The sequence below is a fragment of the Chryseobacterium sp. Leaf201 genome, assembly GCF_001421435.1.
GTDB lineage: Bacteria > Bacteroidota > Bacteroidia > Flavobacteriales > Weeksellaceae > Chryseobacterium.
Genome location: NZ_LMKA01000088.1, coordinates 1 through 19,342, shown reverse-complemented (window position 1 = coordinate 19,342; position 19,342 = coordinate 1). Strand labels below are relative to the sequence as shown.

Annotated in this window: 18 protein-coding genes; 13 read left to right on the top strand and 5 right to left on the bottom strand. The window is 36.9% G+C overall.

All coding sequences use genetic code 11. From position 1 onward, the window contains the following. Positions 1 to 8: 8 nt before the first annotated feature. The 4 genes from ruvA to ASE55_RS13330 all read right to left on the bottom strand — a co-directional run bounded on the left by ruvA (position 9) and on the right by ASE55_RS13330 (position 4,297). Positions 9 to 593 carry a Holliday junction branch migration protein RuvA gene (ruvA, locus tag ASE55_RS13345; protein ID WP_056220530.1) on the bottom strand — a complete coding sequence of 195 codons (585 nt, stop codon included), beginning with the start codon at positions 591 to 593 and terminating at the stop codon, positions 9 to 11. 199 nt (positions 594 to 792) lie between these two features. Further along, complete coding sequence (locus ASE55_RS13340; RefSeq protein ID WP_056220529.1) at positions 793 to 3,081, bottom strand: NADP-dependent malic enzyme; 2,289 nt, start codon at positions 3,079 to 3,081, stop codon at positions 793 to 795. Between the two features lie 16 nt (positions 3,082 to 3,097). After that, positions 3,098 to 3,949 (bottom strand): ATPase, encoded by an 852-nt coding sequence (locus tag ASE55_RS13335; protein WP_056220526.1) that lies wholly within the window; start codon positions 3,947 to 3,949, stop codon positions 3,098 to 3,100. Positions 3,950 to 4,033: 84 nt separating this feature from the next. Next, positions 4,034 to 4,297, bottom strand: a complete 264-nt coding sequence (locus ASE55_RS13330; protein ID WP_056220523.1) for a hypothetical protein — start codon at positions 4,295 to 4,297, stop codon at positions 4,034 to 4,036. A gap of 229 nt (positions 4,298 to 4,526) precedes the next feature. Here ASE55_RS13330 and ASE55_RS13325 point away from each other — a divergent pair, with 229 nt between their 5' ends. The 4 genes from ASE55_RS13325 (at position 4,527) to ASE55_RS13310 (ending at position 8,254) form a co-directional block, all read left to right on the top strand. Then, complete coding sequence (locus ASE55_RS13325) at positions 4,527 to 4,985, top strand: GtrA family protein (protein ID WP_056220522.1); 459 nt, start codon at positions 4,527 to 4,529, stop codon at positions 4,983 to 4,985. Continuing rightward, on the top strand, positions 4,985 to 5,722 hold the full coding sequence (locus ASE55_RS13320) for a lysophospholipid acyltransferase family protein (protein ID WP_056220519.1): 738 nt from the start codon (positions 4,985 to 4,987) through the stop codon (positions 5,720 to 5,722). Before ASE55_RS13325 ends, ASE55_RS13320 begins: the two co-directional genes overlap by 1 nt. 32 nt (positions 5,723 to 5,754) lie before the next feature. Continuing rightward, a complete protein-coding gene (locus tag ASE55_RS13315; RefSeq protein ID WP_056220516.1) occupies positions 5,755 to 7,200 on the top strand; it encodes an MFS transporter in 1,446 nt (481 codons plus the stop codon). Positions 7,201 to 7,291: 91 nt separating this feature from the next. Next, entirely contained in the window at positions 7,292 to 8,254 is a 963-nt protein-coding gene (locus ASE55_RS13310) for a DUF3810 domain-containing protein (RefSeq protein WP_128414572.1), read from the top strand. Between the two features lie 366 nt (positions 8,255 to 8,620). Here ASE55_RS13310 and ASE55_RS13305 read toward each other — a convergent pair whose 3' ends face one another. Next, positions 8,621 to 9,004, bottom strand: a complete 384-nt coding sequence (locus tag ASE55_RS13305; protein ID WP_238585052.1) for a helix-turn-helix domain-containing protein — start codon at positions 9,002 to 9,004, stop codon at positions 8,621 to 8,623. A gap of 192 nt (positions 9,005 to 9,196) precedes the next feature. On the opposite strand from ASE55_RS13305, the gene ASE55_RS13300 reads away from it, so the two are divergent. From ASE55_RS13300 to ASE55_RS13265, 9 genes are all read left to right on the top strand, one after another. Beyond that, positions 9,197 to 9,439, top strand: a complete 243-nt coding sequence (locus ASE55_RS13300; RefSeq protein ID WP_056220513.1) for a bacteriocin-like protein — start codon at positions 9,197 to 9,199, stop codon at positions 9,437 to 9,439. Positions 9,440 to 9,504: 65 nt separating this feature from the next. Continuing rightward, positions 9,505 to 10,320, top strand: coding sequence for a GLPGLI family protein (locus tag ASE55_RS13295; protein ID WP_056220511.1), 816 nt, complete (start codon positions 9,505 to 9,507; stop codon positions 10,318 to 10,320). 127 nt (positions 10,321 to 10,447) lie between these two features. Then, positions 10,448 to 11,959, top strand: coding sequence for a thioredoxin domain-containing protein (locus ASE55_RS13290; protein ID WP_056220508.1), 1,512 nt, complete (start codon positions 10,448 to 10,450; stop codon positions 11,957 to 11,959). 101 nt (positions 11,960 to 12,060) lie between these two features. Next, positions 12,061 to 12,240 (top strand): bacteriocin-like protein, encoded by a 180-nt coding sequence (locus ASE55_RS20960; protein ID WP_410493027.1) that lies wholly within the window; start codon positions 12,061 to 12,063, stop codon positions 12,238 to 12,240. 74 nt (positions 12,241 to 12,314) lie between these two features. After that, positions 12,315 to 14,507, top strand: a complete 2,193-nt coding sequence (locus ASE55_RS13285; RefSeq protein WP_056220505.1) for a peptidase domain-containing ABC transporter — start codon at positions 12,315 to 12,317, stop codon at positions 14,505 to 14,507. Between the two features lie 47 nt (positions 14,508 to 14,554). Further along, on the top strand, positions 14,555 to 14,758 hold the full coding sequence (locus ASE55_RS13280) for a hypothetical protein (protein WP_056220503.1): 204 nt from the start codon (positions 14,555 to 14,557) through the stop codon (positions 14,756 to 14,758). Between the two features lie 62 nt (positions 14,759 to 14,820). Further along, a complete protein-coding gene (locus tag ASE55_RS13275) occupies positions 14,821 to 16,119 on the top strand; it encodes an HlyD family secretion protein (protein ID WP_056220500.1) in 1,299 nt (432 codons plus the stop codon). A 472-nt stretch (positions 16,120 to 16,591) separates the two neighbouring features. Further along, positions 16,592 to 18,202: a hypothetical protein gene (locus ASE55_RS13270; RefSeq protein ID WP_056220498.1), complete on the top strand. Its 1,611-nt coding sequence runs from the start codon at positions 16,592 to 16,594 to the stop codon at positions 18,200 to 18,202. Beyond that, positions 18,171 to 18,635 (top strand): hypothetical protein, encoded by a 465-nt coding sequence (locus tag ASE55_RS13265; RefSeq protein ID WP_056220495.1) that lies wholly within the window; start codon positions 18,171 to 18,173, stop codon positions 18,633 to 18,635. The genes ASE55_RS13270 and ASE55_RS13265 overlap by 32 nt, the downstream gene beginning before the upstream one ends. Positions 18,636 to 19,342: the final 707 nt, after the last annotated feature.

Sequence of the window (19,342 nt, the reverse complement as noted above, 5' to 3'; positions counted from 1 at the left end):
ACCAAATGTTAAATGTTTTTTAAAATCTGTTTTACCAACTCTTCTATTGTAATATCGGGATTCTGTTTTATAATCCTGTCTGCCAGCTTCTCGCTCATGCGTTTCGGAATCCCCAAAACTTCTAATGCAGATAACGATTCTTCCTTCACTTTATTATTCGCGTAGGTAGAAATATTTTCGTCCGGATTACTGAATTTCTGTACTTTATCCTTAAGATCCACAATAATTCTTTCCGCTGTTTTCACCCCAAGCCCTTTGGCTTTCTGGATCAACGCGCTGTTTTTAGAAAGGATAGCCAAAGCTATTTCATCAAGGCTTAAGGTTGACAGTAAAATAAGGGCCGAAACTGCTCCTACTCCGTTAACGCTTATTAAGAGGTTGAACATTTCCTTCTCCGCACGGGTGTTGAATCCGAATAATAAATGGGCATCTTCCCTGATGATCTGCTGAATAAAAAGAAAAGTTTCTCTGTTGAGGGCCAGTGTTTGTGAGGTCATTAAACTTATACCGACATAGTAACCAACTCCCTGTACGTTGATCACTGCATAGGTAGGCGTAAGTTCCTGAACAGTGCCTTGTAGTGAAAATATCATTATTAATTTTTAAAACTCCCAAATATAGCAAATTAAACTAAGTAATGTTTTCATTTAACACACGAATGGTTTTTAACTTAATTTTTAATGGTGATTTTAAAGATCGGATGCAAAAACAAAAGACTCCAAAAAATTGAAGTCTCTGTTTTGTTATTGTAGGCTGTGTTTATTTAATGTGGTATCTCCAATTAAATAAAGTTTATCCTTTTTTCTCTCTTTTCTGGGCATCCAGAACTGCAATCGTAGCCAGATTGACAATCTCATCAACACTGGAACGCATCTGCAGCACGTGAACGGGCTGCTTTAATCCCATCAGGATCGGCCCGATTACCTGGGCAACCTTCATTCCCCGGATGATCTTGTAAGACAGGTTTGCGCTTTCAAGGTTCGGGAAGATAAAAGTATTGGCGGGTGTCGTTCCTAATTTTGAGAAAGGGTAATCGCTTAAATGATCGGCATTCATGGCAAAATCCGGCTGGATTTCTCCGTCAACCACCATTTTAGGATATTTTTCGTGAAGGATGCTTACAGCTTTCGCCACTTTTTTGGAGGTTTCCGAAATCGCGGCAAAGTTTTCGAACCCAAGCATGGCAATTCTCGGCTCTATGGCAAAAGATTTCACTGTCATTTCCGCCATTTTAGCAATATTCACAAGATCCTCGGCCGTTGGATTTTGGTTTACGGAAGTATCTGCAAAGAAAATAGGTTTCTTTTCAGACAGGATCATCATCATGGCTGCTACTTTATCTACGCCTTTGTCTTTTTCAATGATTTCAAGAACCGGCCTTAAAACAGATACGTAGTTTTTAGAAAAACCGACAATCAATCCGTCCGTGTCACCGTGTCTTAACATCAACGGACCGAAATAATCCCTCTGACGAACGAATCTTTTTGCTTTGTATTCATTCATCCCTTTCCGCTGGCGAAGTTTCCAGAGTGTTTCCCTGTATTTTTTACGGTTTTCTTTCTGGTCATCATCACTCGGGTCAATAATAGGCACATCAAGGCTGATCCCGAAACGCTCCATCTGCTCCTGAATATATTTTTTATTCCCTAAAAGGCTTGGATAGGCAATTCCTTCTTCATAAAGAATCTGTGCAGCTTTCAATACATTGTATTCTTCCGCATTTCCTAAAGTAATCCTTTTGGGATTGGCTTTTGCACGGCTCTGCATCATTCTTACCAGCTTCTCATCCCTTCCCATTCTGTCCAGAAGGCTGTTTTCATATTCTTCAAAATCGGTAATGGTTTTTCCTGCAATACCGCTGTCAATCGCCGCTTTAGCCACTGCACTCGATACTTTGGTAATTAACCTGTTATCAAACGGTTTCGGAATAAAATACTCTCTGCCGAACTGTAAATTCTGAACATTGTATGCTAAAATTACAGCTTCCGGAACCGGTTCTTTAGCCAGATCTGCAATTGCTTTTACGGCGGCCAGCTTCATTTCTTCATTGATTCCTTTTGCCTGAACATCCAATGCTCCGCGGAAAATGTAAGGGAAGCCCAGTACATTGTTAACCTGGTTAGGATAATCGCTTCTTCCGGTAGCCATGATCACATCCTTCCGGGTTTCAAGTGCCACATCATAGGCAATTTCCGGATCAGGATTGGCCAGGGCAAAAACAATCGGGTTTTCATTCATGCTCAACAGCATTTTTGGAGTCATTACGTTTCCTTTGGATAATCCGATGAAAACATCTGAACCTTTTACAGCATCTTCCAAAGTGTCAATATCTGTGTTGGCAACAAAATCTATTTTTTCCGGGGTAAGGTTCTCTCTTTTGTGATTGATTACGCCCTTGCTGTCGCACATCAATACGTTTTCCCTCTTCAACCCTAAAGAAATATATAAATTGGTACAGGCAATGGCCGCAGCTCCCGCTCCGTTCACCACTACTTTTACCTCTTCGATCTTCTTATCAGCAATCTGCAATGAGTTAATAAGTGCGGCTGCAGAAATAATCGCCGTTCCGTGCTGGTCATCGTGCATCAACGGAATATCCAGCTCTTCTTTCAGTCGCTGTTCGATATAAAACGCTTCAGGTGCTTTGATATCTTCAAGGTTGATCCCTCCGAAAGTCGGGGCAATTCCTTTTACAATGTCGATAAATTTGTCCGGGTCTTTTTCATTGATTTCAATATCAAAAACATTGATATCTGCAAAGATTTTGAACAGAAGCCCTTTTCCTTCCATCACCGGCTTTGAAGCTTCCGCCCCGATATCTCCCAATCCCAGCACTGCCGTACCGTTAGAAATTACCGCTACCAGGTTTCCTTTTCCTGTATAATCATATACGGTTTCAGGTTTATGGTGAATCTCCATACACGGCACCGCAACCCCCGGCGAATATGCCAGTGAAAGATCTCTTTGTGAAGAGTGCGGTTTTGAAGGGATTACTTCAATTTTTCCTTTGGGCTCGGCTTTATGATAATCTAACGCGGCCTGATTGAAATTCTTTTCGTCGCGTTGGGTTTTGTTTGACATATTGATGTTTTTTTATTTATAGTATATATTGGATATGGTAACTGACTAAACTTTCGATTGGTTTCTGTACAATCTGCCCCACATTTAAATTGAGTTCCGCTGCTGCAGAACGCAGGATGTCTTCATAGTAATATGCAATGGAACCGATGAAATTGATCTCGGCATTTTTTGATTCTTCATACGGCAGCACCTGGTAATCGAAGAAATTCAGCATTTCTTCAAAAACCATTTTTTTGAAATAAGGGTGATCCTTTCTTTCTACCACAAATTTATTGAAGTCTGCCAGGTATGCATTCGGGCGCGATGTATGATACATGTTTTTTAAAGCCTCGTCAACAGTCAGCTTATACGTTTCTTCAAATTGAGACGACAGGTCTTCCGGCAGTTTCTGCATAAAGAATCTTCTTACCAGCTGTTTCCCGATAGAACTTCCGCTTCCTTCGTCCCCTACCAGAAAACCTAGGGAAGGCAGCTTGATCTTTACATGTTCACCGTCGAAAAAACAGGAATTAGAACCTGTCCCGAGAATACAGACAATAGCGGGTGTCCCCCGGTAAGCCGCATACGCTGCAGCCGTAAGATCTTCTTTAGCCTTTATTTCTCCGTGAAGAAAGAATTTTTTAAGTTCTCTTTCAATAATGGCGCAGTTTTCCGGGATCCCGCATCCGGAACCGTAGAAGAAAACTTTTTTGATAGAATTCTTCACCGATCCCAGACTGATGTTTTTTTCAATTTCGGGAACGATAAGTTCTGCTGCAATATTATTAGGGTTAAAACCAATGGTTTCGGTTTTTAAAAAGACCTTATTAAAGTCATCCAAAATTACCCAATCACATTTTGTGGATCCACCATCAACAATAGCAACCATATTTAGATTTTAGTTTAAGGGTGCTAAATTATGAATTAATCTTTAAACAGCCTTTACAAACAGCCCGGAAGCTGTCTAAAATCATCAATGTTTTATTTCGGTTTTATTTTCGTTGAACTGTATCAGCCAGTGTTCAATTTCTTCTTCCAGGTAGGAAGTCTGCAGGATCATGGCATTGATAAAATCATCCGGAACGGGTTTATCATCAGAATTTTCGAGGCTCCAGAGCTCATCAGACATATTTTCGTATTCTGAATATACCCTCCTGAAACGGGAGTTTTCTCTTTCGAGCGTTGCAATATTTTCCTGCTGGAGCTGGAATTTTCTGTATTTGTTTTGATGTTTCATACAAATAGTATTAGGATTTAGCCGTGAAATTTTGGTGATTTGCCTTTTCTCAGGCATTACAAGATAGAAAAACCATCAACACAAACAGTTGACAATGAATTTATTATCAGGTACAGGTTTCTTCGTTCAGAAAATTAAATTTAGAAATTATTTTGAATCTAAAAAAATTTTTAACATCTTTTTTCACTGTTTAACATATAGTTATAAATTTGCACACCATATCGATTGAATGAGAGATTTACTATTACGCCAAAAACAGGTTCTGTTCTTCATTATAGCAGGAGGACTGAGCGCTATTGTAGAAATCGGGAGCTTCAAGTTCCTGAGCACTTCCCTGCCTCACCTATTTCCGCGTGAGACCGATTTTTACGGAGTACATTATCCCCTGAGTAATATTTTCTCCACCAGCTGCGGGATTGTCACCAACTATTTCCTGAGTATCTGGTTTGTTTTTGAAAGAGGGAAACATTCCAAAAGGAAGGAATTCGCGTATTTCATGGTGGTATCTTTTATCTCTACTTTATTAAGCCTCGGTTTCTTCCAGATTTTTTACAGTTATGTATTTAAGGATAACATTGATCTTATGGTTTATACTTTAAGTCCGGAAATCATCAGCAAGATCGCAGCCATCCTGCTTGTTTCGGTTCTCAATTATTCGATCAAGAAAAAAATAATCTTCAACGGATAATGGCGAAGATTTTAAATTACCTGTGGAGAGCCTGGCTTTTCCTGATTGCGTTTGTTTTCACGATCCTCTTCGGAATTCCTGTCTACATTTTATCTTTTAATAAGAAACACTACCGTTATGCGTACCGGTTCATCAGGTACTGGAGCTACTGTATGTTCTTCGGGATGGGCTTGCGCTACGAACTGCATCAGCTTTCCCAACAGAAGCTTGATAAGAACCGGCAATATGTTTTCATTTCCAATCATACCTCCATTATGGATATTATGCTGATGTGCATTCTGTGTGCCGATCATCCGGTATGTTTCGTAGGAAAGAAGGAACTGGTGAAAATCCCGATTTTCGGAACGATATATAAAAGGATCTGTGTTATGGTAGACCGAAAAAGTGCCAGAAGCCGTGCCGATGTATACCGGAGATGTGCCGAGAAAATGGAAGAAGGCAACAGCATTGTCATTTTTCCCGAAGGCGGTGTCCCGGATGATACGTCTGTTATACTGGATGAATTTAAAGACGGGGCGTTTACCCTGTCTTCAAAGCACCATTCTCCCATTGTTGTTTTTACGTTTATCGGGTTAAAGGAAATGTTTCCGTTTAAAAGTTCAGAAGGCTATCCCGGCAAGGCTAAAGTGTATTTCAACGGCATCCTTGATCCGTCTGCTTCACCGAAAGAACTTAAATTGTCTTCTTTTGAGACAATAAAAAAAACCTTGCTGGAACACAATAATCGGAAGAAATAATATATATTTGTTTTCAGAAATTTTCAACAAATATGTCAAATTATTCTAAACAAACCAATTGGGGTCAATTCATTCCTTTGGTAACTGTATTTTTCTTCTGGGGCTTTATTGCCGCAAGTAACGACATCCTGATTCCGGTGTTCCAAAAAGCTTTTGATTTATCTCAAACCGAAAGTATGCTTGTGCAAATATGCTTTTATGTAGCATACACTGTAGGCTCTTTAATTTATATGGCCATTTCAAAAGGCATAAAACAAGATCTTGTTAATAAAATAGGATACAAAAACGGATTGATCGCCGGTCTTCTTATTTCTGCTGCAGGTACTTTATTATTTTACCCGGCAGCGAATATGGCTTCATTTCCATTAATGATTTCCGGCTTGTTCATTGTAGGACTTGGGTTTTCATTACAGCAGATTGTCGCCAATCCTTTAGCCATCGAAATAGGTCCTTCTGAAACAGGTTCTCAAAGACTAACACTGGCAGGGGGTATCAACAACCTTGGAACAACCATTGGTCCGCTGATCGTTTCTTTTGCTATTTTCGGATCTGCAGCAGTTGCAAATGATGATGTAAGTATTGAAAGTGTAAAAGTTCCTTACCTTATTTTGGGTGTAGCTTTTGTTTTAGTTGCCATTATGCTTAAATTCTCATCTCTTCCTGCTATAACACCTACCGTTTTAGAAGATACAGAAGATATAATTCCCGGAGAGCACAGAAAATCGGCTTTCCAATATCCTCAACTTGTGTTAGGAATGATTGCTATTTTTGTGTATGTAGGCGTAGAAGTTTCTACAGCAAGTAATCTTCCTGCTTATATGGAAAAAAGCTTAGGCTTTTCGACAAAAGACGTTGCCCCTTACATTTCTTTGTACTGGGCATCATTAATGATCGGACGTTGGACCGGTGCCGTAGAAGCATTTGATGTAAGTGCAGGATTTAAGAAAATATTGAGATTTCTGGCTCCTTATTTAGCTTTTGGAGTATTCTTACTGGTAAATGCTATTGCTAAGCACGACCTTTCTCATTTTTACGTGTACGGACTGATTATTATAGCAATGATTATCTGCGACATTATGAGTAAAGGAAATCCTGCAAGAATGCTGTTGATTTTCTCTGTAGCAGGTATTGCTGCTTTATTAATAGGAATGGCTACTGAAGGAATGGTTTCCGTATATGCTTTTACAAGTGTCGGATTGTTCTGTTCTACGCTTTGGCCGTGTATTTTCGCTTTAGCCATCAACGGACTTGGGAAACACACCAATCAGGGTTCCGGATATCTTATCATGATGATTATGGGAGGCGGAATTGTAAGTTTTATCCAGGGATATGTGGCTGATCTTACAAATATTCATTTCAGCTACATAGTAGGAGTAATCTGTTTTGCTTATCTTGCTTTCTATGCGATAAGAGTAAGCGGAATTTTGAAATCTCAGGGAATTGATCTTGATAAAATTACGAAAGGAAGTGGTCATTAATACTAAAAAAATATTTTTTTCGAAGAAAAGGGTTTGGGCAGGTTTATTACTTGCCCAATTTCTTTTGTTTTATGTATTTTCAAAATCAGGAATGATGATTGTTTTTTTTGAACGGTTTTTTGAGGTTCAGAAAGCAGTCCACCAGCAACTGTTTTCGTGGATTCCATTTTCTTTTGGGGATTTCTTTTACGTACTGTTAGGCATTATGCTTCTTTATCTTATCATCAGATGCTTTAAAAGAAAGACCCGGAACAGTGCGTTGTTACGGATTTTTATACTGCTCAATATTATTTATTTTGTATACCAGATATTTTGGGGGATGCTGTATTTCCAGACACCGATTATCAAAAAGCTTCCGACCCAGAATAAACCAACGGTAGAACATGCCAAACTGCTGGCTGTAAAATATCTGGAAAAATGCAGGAAAACAAGAAAACTGGTACAGGAAGATAAAAACGGCATTTTTATTATTACGGATCTGAAAGCGGTACAGAAAGAAATTCTTGTGCAGCAGAACAGGCTGCCTACAGATATTTCAGATAAAAAAGCACCGGGAATTAATTCATTTAAGCCGAGCCTGTTCGGGAATGTAATGAACTTTACAGGAATTTTAGGATACTACAATCCTTTTACTGCAGAGTCTCAATTCAATTCCCATTTACCGAATACCCTGATCCCGTTTACGTCTGCCCATGAGAGCGCGCATCAGCTGGGTTTTGCAAGAGAGCAGGAAGCTAATTTTATAGGTTATCTAATCGGTATCCGCTCCGGTAATCCTGAACTTCGATACAGCACGGAGTATTTTACCTTAAGAAGCCTGCTGAATTTTATCTTTGATGAGGATCCTGAATTTGTAAAAAATATTCTGAAAAATTATTCTCCTGAAATGAAAAGGGACAGAGCGTATGAAAAGTCGTTTATTATGAAACATCAGGGCTGGCTGGATGATTTTTTCGGATTTGCCAACAATCTTTTTCTGAAGAGCAACCAACAGGACGGCTCGGTTACCTATTCTTATTTTATAGATCTTCTCCTGAATTATGAAAGGCCATAAAAATAAAAGAATCGTATCAGGCGATACGATTCTAAAAACACAAATGATGAAAAAAAATTTATTACCTTGACTTGTTCCCTCATTCAAGGCTTTGTAAAAGTACAATATATTTTATTGATACAAAAACCATTTTATCTCTTTTTTTAAACTTTAAGAAAATTTTAAGATTTTTTAGACTTAATTATATTTTGATTCCATTTTTACCTTGACTGTTAATGAGTTAAAACATAAACATAAGTCAGCAATTTTATTCAATTCAGTAGAAGTGTAATAAATCAAGCCATTATCTGATATAAGAACAATCTGTAATTTCGTACCATAATCAGTATTCTATTTTAACCGGAAGAGTTAATTTTATATGCTTTGTTAAGAATTACTTTTATAGCTTTCTATTTCCTTCTTCAACTGTTCATTCTGTTCTTTTAGCAAATGGATATAATCCTGAAGATTTTCTAAAATGGAATTCGGTAAATTAAAATATTGATTATAGTTTCCTGAATTATCATTAAAAATAGGATTTTCATTATGTACGATTCCGGATGTAGCCTCCCCTTTCAGATCTTCGACAGGAACTTCCAAAGCTTTTGCCATCTTCTCCCATTCATCATCATAAATCTTTGATTTCCCATTTTCTTTACGGGAATAACTTGAAATACCCGTTGATAATATTTTTGCCATTTTTTCCTGAGACATACCTTTTTCTATTCGAATGTTCTTTAATTTTTCCTGAATCATATTGCTGTGTTTCATGCAAATGTAATTAAAAATCGTGCAAATTTTGCAAGAAAATCGCAAAAAAATCGCAAAATTTATCTTACAAATGTGACATACTTTTGCTTAGTTTTGAGTGTCAATATTGATAAAGCGCTTTTAAATTCTTAAAGTATATATGTACAGATATACTTTGAAACCACTGATCAGTAAAACCCGGCCAGGGTTCATATGGCAAGAAGCAAATTATTAATTAAAATTGAACAAATGAAAAATCTCAGAAAACTTTCAAGAGAAAGTCTTAAAAAATTAAATGGTGGAAAACTTTACCCTGGAGACTCAGGAGGCGGTGGATGTGATGATATGTGTATGCCAAATGGCGGAAATGGTGGAGATGGCTGTTCACAATACGGTCTTACTTGTGGGATGTTTCAATGTTCCCCAGGAGGAAAACTAGGTTTTAGGTGTCAGTAAATTAAAGTTTAAGATGAGGCGTAAATTTACGCCTCATCATTTTAATAAATACTATTTCAATTTATATGAAAAAAAATAAAATTTTTCTATTCTTCCTTGTGTTATCTGTCTTTAACAGTATTTACTGTCAAAACAAAACATTCAAGTATGATTTCGAATACAAACCCAATGTATTAAGAGACAGCACGATTTTAGAGAAGACTGTTTTAGATGTTAAGGATGATAATTTATCTATTTTCAGAACAGAACAGGAAAAAATATCAGATTCACTTATTGCGTCTACAGGTTTAGGCTCCGGAAGAAAAATGAGATTTGAGGATCAGTTTTATGTAAAGAAAAATCTATCTAAAAATGAAGTATTCAAAAGTATTCAAACTATGTTCAGAGAGATATTCTTTATAAAAATTAATGAAGAACTCGACTGGAAAATTCTACCGGAAAAAAATATGATTGGAACTTTTAACGTTCAGAAAGCAACTGTGAATTATGGTGGCAGAAATTGGACAGCTTGGTTTACAATCGAAATTCCTATTCAAAACGGACCCTATATTTTTTATGGTTTACCTGGATTAATCATCAAAATTTCGGATGCTGAAAACAACTTCATTTTTAGCCTAACTGAAATTAAGGACTCAGGCAAAGATGTTTATTATAGAACTAAAGGGTCAGAAATAACTTGGGAGCAGTTTAAAAAATTATCAGAAAATTATTATTCAGATCCATTAGCCCGGGTGAAATCCATGGGTGTGCCATTTAAAATTAATGATGGAAATGGAAATCCGGTTTCAGTTGACATGAAGCTTCAAGCTGATAGAATGAAAAAAATAATCCGCGAAGATAACAACCCGATTGAATTTAACCATAAAATTAAATATGAATAATGCTCTTAGAATTTAGCCTGGATACACTGATTAATATTAATTGCAACAGATAAATCATAAATCACTTAAAATAGAAAAAAATATTTGTTTTTCTCAAACATCTCCGTATTTTAGTTAAAAAATTAATATGCTTTTGGATAAACTCATCAACTATCTCAAACTTGACAAACAGGAGTTTCTTTTTCAGTTCAATTCACATCCGAATTACCCATCCGCTTTGGCTTTCAGCGATACCCTGAATTTTATGGGAGTAAGAAATGATGCCTATGAACTGGACAAAGAATACTGGGATGAACTTCCGGAAGAATTCATAGCAATTGTTGATAATTCTTTCTCCTTGGTAAAAAAAACAGGGAGCCAATACTCTGTTTACTCTGATAAGGCAAAGACGCTTGATAAAGAAGAACTGCATCAGAAATCTACCAATTTTGTTTTGCTGTTCGAAAAGGAAAAAACGGAAAGCCAAAACCATTCGGTTACAGATTATACGCCTTTTGTGTATGCCGTTTTCGCAATAGTCCTGATCTACTCCATGTGGACCCTGACCTGGTATGAGGCTCTTTTCAATATACTTTCTCTGGCAGGAGTTTATATTTCTTTAGAAATTTTCAACCAGAAATTCGGGAATACTTCTGCTGTGATCGGCAGTATTTGTGGTGACACTGCGGGTACTCAGAGTGTAAATTCATGCAATAAGATTATCAATCAGGATAAAATGAGTATTCTGGGATTAAAATTTTCAGATTTTTCCTTAATTTATTTCATCGGACTCACGGTTTTAGGGCTGTTTTTACCGGTAACCTCTTTTATCATTAAAGGCTTTACATTGGCTTCCCTTATTGCAATCGGCTATTCAATATATGTTCAGGGGGTTGTAGAAAAAACTTTTTGCCGGGTATGCCTTTTAATCATCACAATTTTGGCAGCTCAGTTATTCATTGGACTATTTCTTTTTGAAAACCTTTATTTTGATATAAAAATTGCTTTATTAAGCCTTATTTTATGGATTGCCGCCTTTTCTTTAATTCTCTATGTAAACAATACGCTTGAACAGAAAGAAAATTTACAGAAATCGAATGCGAAAAATTTAAGATTCAAAAGGAACTATGACCTTTTCAAAAGAGAACTTCTCGAAAATGAAAAAGTGACGTTCACTGATACTGAAACATTTTTTGTTGGAAATAAAGAGGCAAAACTTCATCTTTCCATCGTTTCAAACCCATATTGCGGCTTCTGTAAGGATGCACATAAGATTATGGAAAATCTTTTACAGAGGTATCCTAACGACATTTCCGTGCAGATGAGGTTCAATTATTCTCCGGATCCGAACAACGATAAATCTGCGAATCTAATCTCTGACTTCATGTATACCTATAAAAACAAATCGGCCAACGTGTTTTTAGACCTTGTAGATTATTGGTTTAAGACACGGGACGAAGATAAAACCAGGAAAAAAGCCGGTACTGCATCAGGCAGCGAGGATCTTACGCCATTAATTGATATGTCTGCAGAGAACAGAAATTCCGGACTTAACTTCACTCCCATTATTTTAATCAACGGATATCAGTTTCCTGACAAGTACGACCGTGAAGATATTTATTATTTTATCGATGAGTTAACAGAAGATGAAGAGATTTAATGAAAATTAATTTTTGTAATCTAAAAATTCACTAAATTAGGAAAAAATTAAGCGGAATCCGAAAAGCTATATGAGTAGGAAAAACTAAATAATTTATCACTATGAAAAATCTAAAAAAAATTTCAAGAACAAATTTAAAGTTAGTAATAGGAGGAATCACTCCTGAGTGTGTTGCAGGACAAGCTGCATCTACAAAATGCTATATTTCAAGAAATGAGTGTATAAATGATCCTATTTCAGAAGGATTCTGCATTTATTATTGTAATAGATATTGCTACTAAAACTAACATCTTTAAAAAGTAAAAACAGTTGTCGTCATTTGACGACAGCTTGTTTTAAATATAAAGCATAATCATTGAAATCTTTTCCTTTCTACCGCCAGCCGGATTCTAAAGACTGCGGGCCCACCTGCCTTCGTATTGTAAGTAAACATTATGGTAAGAGCATTTCCTTACAGCAAATCCGTAACCTTTCGGAAACAACCCGGGAAGGAAGCAGCCTGCTTGGCTTAAGCGATGCTGCAGAAGATCTGGGGTTCCGTTCATTGGGCGTGCAGATCAATTTTGAGTCCCTTGCTGAAGAAGTGCCGCTTCCGTGTATTGTGCACTGGAACAAAAACCACTTTGTGGTGGTTTATAAAATCGACAAAAACAATAAAATATATGTTTCTGATCCGGGCTATGGCCTGATTACGTATTCCCGTGAAGAATTCATCAAGCTCTGGATCGGCGAGAATGCAGATGAAAAAACGGAGGAGGGCATCGTTCTGATTTTAGAAACAACACCTGCTTTTTTCCAGTCGGAATTTGATGACCAGGAAAGCAAGGCCAGCTTCAGTTTCCTATCAAAATACCTGCTGAAATATAAATCGCTTGTGATTCAGCTTGCCGTAGGGCTTTTAGCAGGAAGTTTACTCTCACTTATCCTTCCGTTTCTTACCCAGAGTATTGTCGATGTCGGTATTCAGAACCAGGATCTCAATTTTATTTACTTAGTCCTGCTGGCGCAGATTATGCTTTTCGTAGGCAGAATGGGGATTGAAGTCATCCGGAGCTGGATTTTACTGCACCTTTCTGCAAGAATCAATATTTCTATTATTTCCGATTTCTTCATCAAATTAATGAAGCTTCCCATCAGTTTCTTTGATACCAGGATGACCGGAGATATCATGCAGCGAATCAATGACCACCACAGGATTGAGCAGCTTTTAACCAGTTCTTCCCTGAATACGCTGTTTTCATTAGTCAATCTCGTTATTTTCAGCATTGTCCTTTTATTGTATGACTACAGGCTGTTTATTGTTTATTTGGTAGGCGCTGTTGCTTATATAGGGTGGATCAGCTTTTTCCTCGGCAGAAGAAAGGAACTCGATTATAAAAGGTTTTCGCAGGTCTCCCAGGAGCAGAGTAAAGTAATTGAGCTGATTAACGGAATGCAGGAGATCAAAATGCATAATGCGGAAAAACAGAAACGCTGGGACTGGGAATTCCTGCAGGTGAAATTATTTAAAATCAGGATCAAATCGCTTTCATTGGAACAATGGCAGTCGGTGGGAGGAAATTTCATCAATCAGATAAAAGATATCCTGGTGAGTTTCCTTTCTGCAAAGCTTGTACTCAGCGGGAATTTAACATTGGGGATGATGCTTTCCGTTCAGTATATCATCGGACAGCTGAACAGTCCTTTGCTGCAGCTGATAGACTTCATTAAACAGACCCAGGATGCCAAGATTTCCCTTGAACGGTTAGGAGAAATCCATGATAAAGACGATGAGGAAAGCAAAGATGAGCAATATGCGCATGAGCTTCCTCAAAAAGATATTGAAATAGATAACCTTTCTTTCAGGTACATCGGTTCAGATGCTTTTGTTTTTGAAAACTTAACCCTTACCATTCCTTATCAGAAAACAACAGCCATTGTAGGGGCCAGCGGAAGCGGGAAAACTACCCTTTTAAAATTACTGATGAAATTTTACGAGCCTACCGATGGGGAAATCAAGCTCGGCAATACAAAACTTAAAAATATTTCACCGAGGTTCTGGCGGGATCATTGTGGCGTTGTCATGCAGGAAGGGTACGTATTTAATGATACTATAGCCAATAATATTGCGGTAGGTGAAGATTATGTGGATAAAAACAAGCTCAGGAGAGCAGTAGATATTGCGAATATTAAAGATTTTATTGAGGAATTGCCGTTAAGCTACAATACAAAGATCGGGAATGAAGGATTAGGGGTAAGCGGCGGACAGAAGCAAAGGCTATTTATTGCCCGGGCTGTTTATAAATCTCCGGATTATATTTTCTTTGATGAAGCTACTTCTGCTTTGGATGCTAACAATGAAAAAGTGATTATGGAGAATCTTGAACAGTTCTTCAAAGGCAAAACAGCCATTGTTATTGCGCACCGGCTTTCTACGGTAAAACATGCCGATAAAATTATTGTTCTTGATAAAGGCAATGTAGTGGAAGAAGGAAGCCATGCAGAACTGGTAGCATTAAGGGGAGAATATTACAGACTGGTAAAAAACCAATTGGAATTAGGAAATTGATCGGTATTTTTATTAACTTTAAATAACCAACTCAAAATCTTACAGTTATGAAAAATTTAAGAAAAATCGAAAGAAAAAGTCTGAAGGAAGTGTATGGTGCAGGCCCGGTTCCGATAGTTCCATGCAATTGTTTCTGCTTCATTAATGACGTTCAGCAGTGGAGTCCCTGCAACCGGTACTGCCCCGGCGGAGTAATTCCGGGAGTGGAACCCGGTAATGACCCTAAATGTAATTATACCTTACCATCGTAACGATTATTTTTAGAACACCCTCAATAATCTTCATTATCGAAGATTATTGAGTTTTTAAGTATATGGAAAAAGACATTTTAGATAATATAGAGCTCCGCTCAGAAAGCGTTCAGGATATCCTTACGCAACCCCCTCACTGGATGATCCGCTGGGGAAATACCATTATTCTTTTAATCCTTATTCTCATTCTGATGATGAGTTATGTGATTAAGTATCCGGAATTCATTCCCGCACCTATTGTGGTAACGTCTGAAAATCCGCCGGAAAAACTGGAAGCAAGAACTAATTCTAAAATTGAAAAGATCTTCATTAAAAATCATCAGGAAGTTAAAAAGAATGAAGTCCTGATGGTAATGCAGTCTACAGGAAATTACAATGATATTTTAGCGCTCAAAAAAATAGTGGATTCAATAGATCCCAACCGGTTATCTTCTTTTCCTGTAAATGAGACTTCGCATTTTAAATTAGGGGAACTGCAGGGAGATTACAACAGCTTTGCCAAAGCATTCCAGGATGAAGTGTTATTTACCCGTCTCCAGCCTTATGCCCCGGAAAATCTTGCCGCCAATCAAAGCCTATCGGAGTACAGGGTCAGAATTGCGACTTTAAAACAGCAGAAGAACCTCGAAAAGGCAAAGTATGAGCTTACCCGGAAAAGTTATCAGCGTTCCCAGGAATTATATAATCAAGGTGTTATTGCAGCACTGGAACTGGAGAACGAAAAAATAAAGTACATCCAGGCTCAACAGAACCTGGAAAACATTACCCTTTCCCTTTCTCAGATTGAAGAAGGGATATCCAATGTTAACAAGACCAAAAGCGGTGCTGCCATCAACACTGAAAAAGATAAAATCAATTACTCATCCCAAACATTACAGCTTTTTGAACAGCTCAGGAAATCTTTAAAGCAATGGGAGCAGAATTATCTTGTTATTTCCAATACGGATGGTGTGGCAAGCTTCCAGCAGTTTTTCGGTGAAAATCAGTTTATAAAGGCCGGGGATGTTATCTTATCCATCCTTCCCAGAAGCAGGGATAAAATTGTGGGCAGAATGTCTGTTCCCGCTGTAAATTCCGGTAAGATCGTGGCCGGAGAAAAAGTGCTGATCAAACTGGATAATTACCGTTATCAGGAATATGGAATTGTGGAAGGAAAAGTTCAGAACATTTCTCTTTCTCCTGATAAAGAAGGCAATTATTATGTAGACGTTGTTCTTCCGAAAGGTTTAAAAACATCTTATAATAAAAACCTCGTTTTCGACAAGGAATTAAGGGGCAACGCGGAAATTGTTACACAGGATTTAAGACTTATTGAACGGTTCTTCTTCCAGATGAGAAAGCTGTTGGGATACCAAAGCTGATTTTTCTGATTATTTACTTATACAGGCTGTCTCTATTGGGATGGCCTTTTTTATGTGTTATGAATGGTTTTTTATATTAAAGTTACGCGATTAATGTAAAGATGAATGAGCACTGCCTGTTAATTATTTTAATCCAATAATCATTTTATTATCCATCCCATTTAGTAATTCTTATGATATGGGAATGCTTTTACTGATTTGAAAATGATCTTTAGACTGATCAACAATTTTAGGGTTAATCATCTGTTAAAGATCAGTACTAATAATTTGGGGATCAAAACCAAGAGGCAAATGAAGAGTATAAAACGAGCCTGCCAGCAGTAATGGTATTGCGAAAACAGGGTTATGAAACTATTAAAATAATACACTTTAACCACTGCTTAAACATACTATATTATAAACAGTTAACATAATAAAATATTTATTTTAAGACTCAGTTTTTATTTTATATTTGGCTCGTAAAAAATAACTGATGAGAAAACAAAAAAAACAATTAAAATTGAGGCAATTATTTATCTTTATCCTTTCAGTAGGATCACTGGCTTTACAAATTTCATGTAAAGACGAATTAGCAGAAGTTCAAAATGAAGAAGTTTTTAAAGAAGGAATGAATAATTCTTTTGCTGCACGTACAGATTCGGGAGAACAAGCTATTTTAGAAAACCCATATGCTGTAAAAAACATGATTCGAGCCTACGCAGATCTTGCCACAAATGGTGATATTTCAAGAGCAGAGGCTATTTCAGGGATTAAAACATCACATTTATATGTAGAGTTCAACGTTGATCAAGAAAAGCTGGATCTGCTTCGGGCAGATAGTACCTTAGTAATGTATCCATACCGCCTTGATATTCAAATATCCGACAAAGAAGACTCAAGAAATAACAGTGATTCTGATTTTTCAGATAAAATCCAAACTTACTATGCTTCAATACCGGTTAGTTATGAGCTTCCAATTACAGAGTATAAAGTTTTGGAAGAACTCTATATCCCAGATGAAGAAAAAGTGGATCAAAATGGGAAGGAAATTCAAAGTTCAGTGCCAGAACCAAACGGAGTTTCAGTAGATGATCTGGTTGCTAAATCTTTAGAATTAACAGGCAACACAGATGATGCAATTTCCGGAGCCCCTGTTGCTGCTAGAAGTGGTAAATGGAGACCTGGAGGAAGAATAACAATGCAGGATACTGAATTGGGAACGGTAGGAGTCGAGGGTCTGAAAATACAGGCAAGGAGATGGTTTACAACACATAATGGTTTTGTTGATTCAAATGGCTATTATCAATGTGATGGAACCTTTAGGAATCCCGCCAATTATTCATTCGATTTTGAGCGTTATGAATTTGAAATTCGGGGAAGTATCTCTGGTGTAGACGGCCCGAAAATGGAAGGGAACTGGAATCAGCATTATCAGAGAAACAGCAAACAGAATTATCATTCAAACATATTCCGTGCTGCGTTTCATTATGCCTACAAAAACATCTTAAACCTGAGAAGACCACCGCAAAACGGATTTTGGAGGACTCAGCTGAAAATTCAGGCAAATTATTTCAATGATCCGACAGGGACATCCAATGGCAACCATAATCCTGCAAGAAGATTCCTGGGTATGGGCAGCGCAATTCACATGTATGCACCTACAAGACCGAGTGATGGATTATATGGCACTACCATCCACGAGATGGCTCATGCTTCACATTGGAATATGGATAAAAACAATTACAACAATGGTGACAAGATTGTGTTAGAATCATGGGCAAGAGGCGTGCAATGGGCATTAACCAGAACAGTATATCCTAATTATGAGCCTCAATACATCAGAGGAAGCTATACTGGAGCTGTACAGGATTTAATTGATGGCATGAAAATAGTTCAAAATGGCTTATTTGAATCTAATGGAAATCTTGAAACTGCAAATGCTGCCTATAGTGATCAGGTTGCTAACTATAATATGCGTCAAATCGAAGACGCCTTGAATGGGAACAGAACCTGGTCTGGGTGGAGAAATAAAATCTTTAACAGTTATAACAATTTAACTAAAAACAATCTAAATGCAACATTTCAATATTGGCAAACGAGGTAGATTTTTCAAAATCTTAAGTATCTTTACTTTTGTTTTTATTTTTAGCTGTGGGGAGCCTACGGATCAAAATGAAATCCAAAAAATTACCAGCACATATATTAATAATACAAATACTTCTGTAAAAATTATCAATTACAAAAACAGTAAAAAGTTTGAAAGAATTATTATGCTAAACAAATCCTTGGTTCAGAAAAATCTGGAAGGAAGTGATGAAATTCCTGATAGTATAATCTACAGATCAGATTCTGCAAAAGTAATATTCGGGAATCAAAAAATTTCAAAATTCAAAAAATTTGATAATTCTAATTACAATTTCTTAGATGGAAAAAATTATAATACCAATTTCCCATCAACAGGATCTACTGAGCAGACGTATACTTTTACAGCAGCAGATGTAAATAACGCTGTTCCTTGTAATGGAAGCTGTAATTAAGCATTAATCTCAAAAATATATTTATACAAAAAAGAGTTCTTCGGGACTCTTTTTTTAGGTAAAATCATCTGTAATCTACCTATAGTTTATGAGATTCACCAACTTATACCCTATTGTCTTATTTCGTCTTATTCTCAAATATTTATTTGTTTAGAACCTTCAACTTCTACATTAGCTCCTATCTTACAATTCGCTTTTTCATAATTCCATACAATTGTTTCTGTTGTATTGAGGATTGGAATTACTTAATAAAGTTATTACATAATTTTTTAAGAACTTTACAGCTTTATCTACAGTTGTTTCATTTGAAGGGTGAATTGCTTAATAAGCGCAAAATCTATCAACTTTAATTATTTTAAAAAAGAAAAGTTTAATCTCCCTAAAAAGCATAAAGCTTTTTATTATACAACCGGGATCAAATATTAACTAAGACTCTGTAAAATAAGGAAAACTCCAAATGTACAAATCTTCTCTTCTCAAGTTTTCTTTTATTAAACAGAGGTCCATAGCAGCTTTTAGATTAAAAACAGCCTACAATAGAAAGTGATGAACTTTAGCTGAATTGTTGCGAGTAATCTTAAGCCTAAAAAACTTTCCGGAAAAAAGGGGATCAATCTCAAAACTTGGGGAGAAAAAGAAATATTGATAATTTTGAGGAATGTTAAACGATGCCGAACTCCTCAAATTATTTTTACCTGAACTCTTGA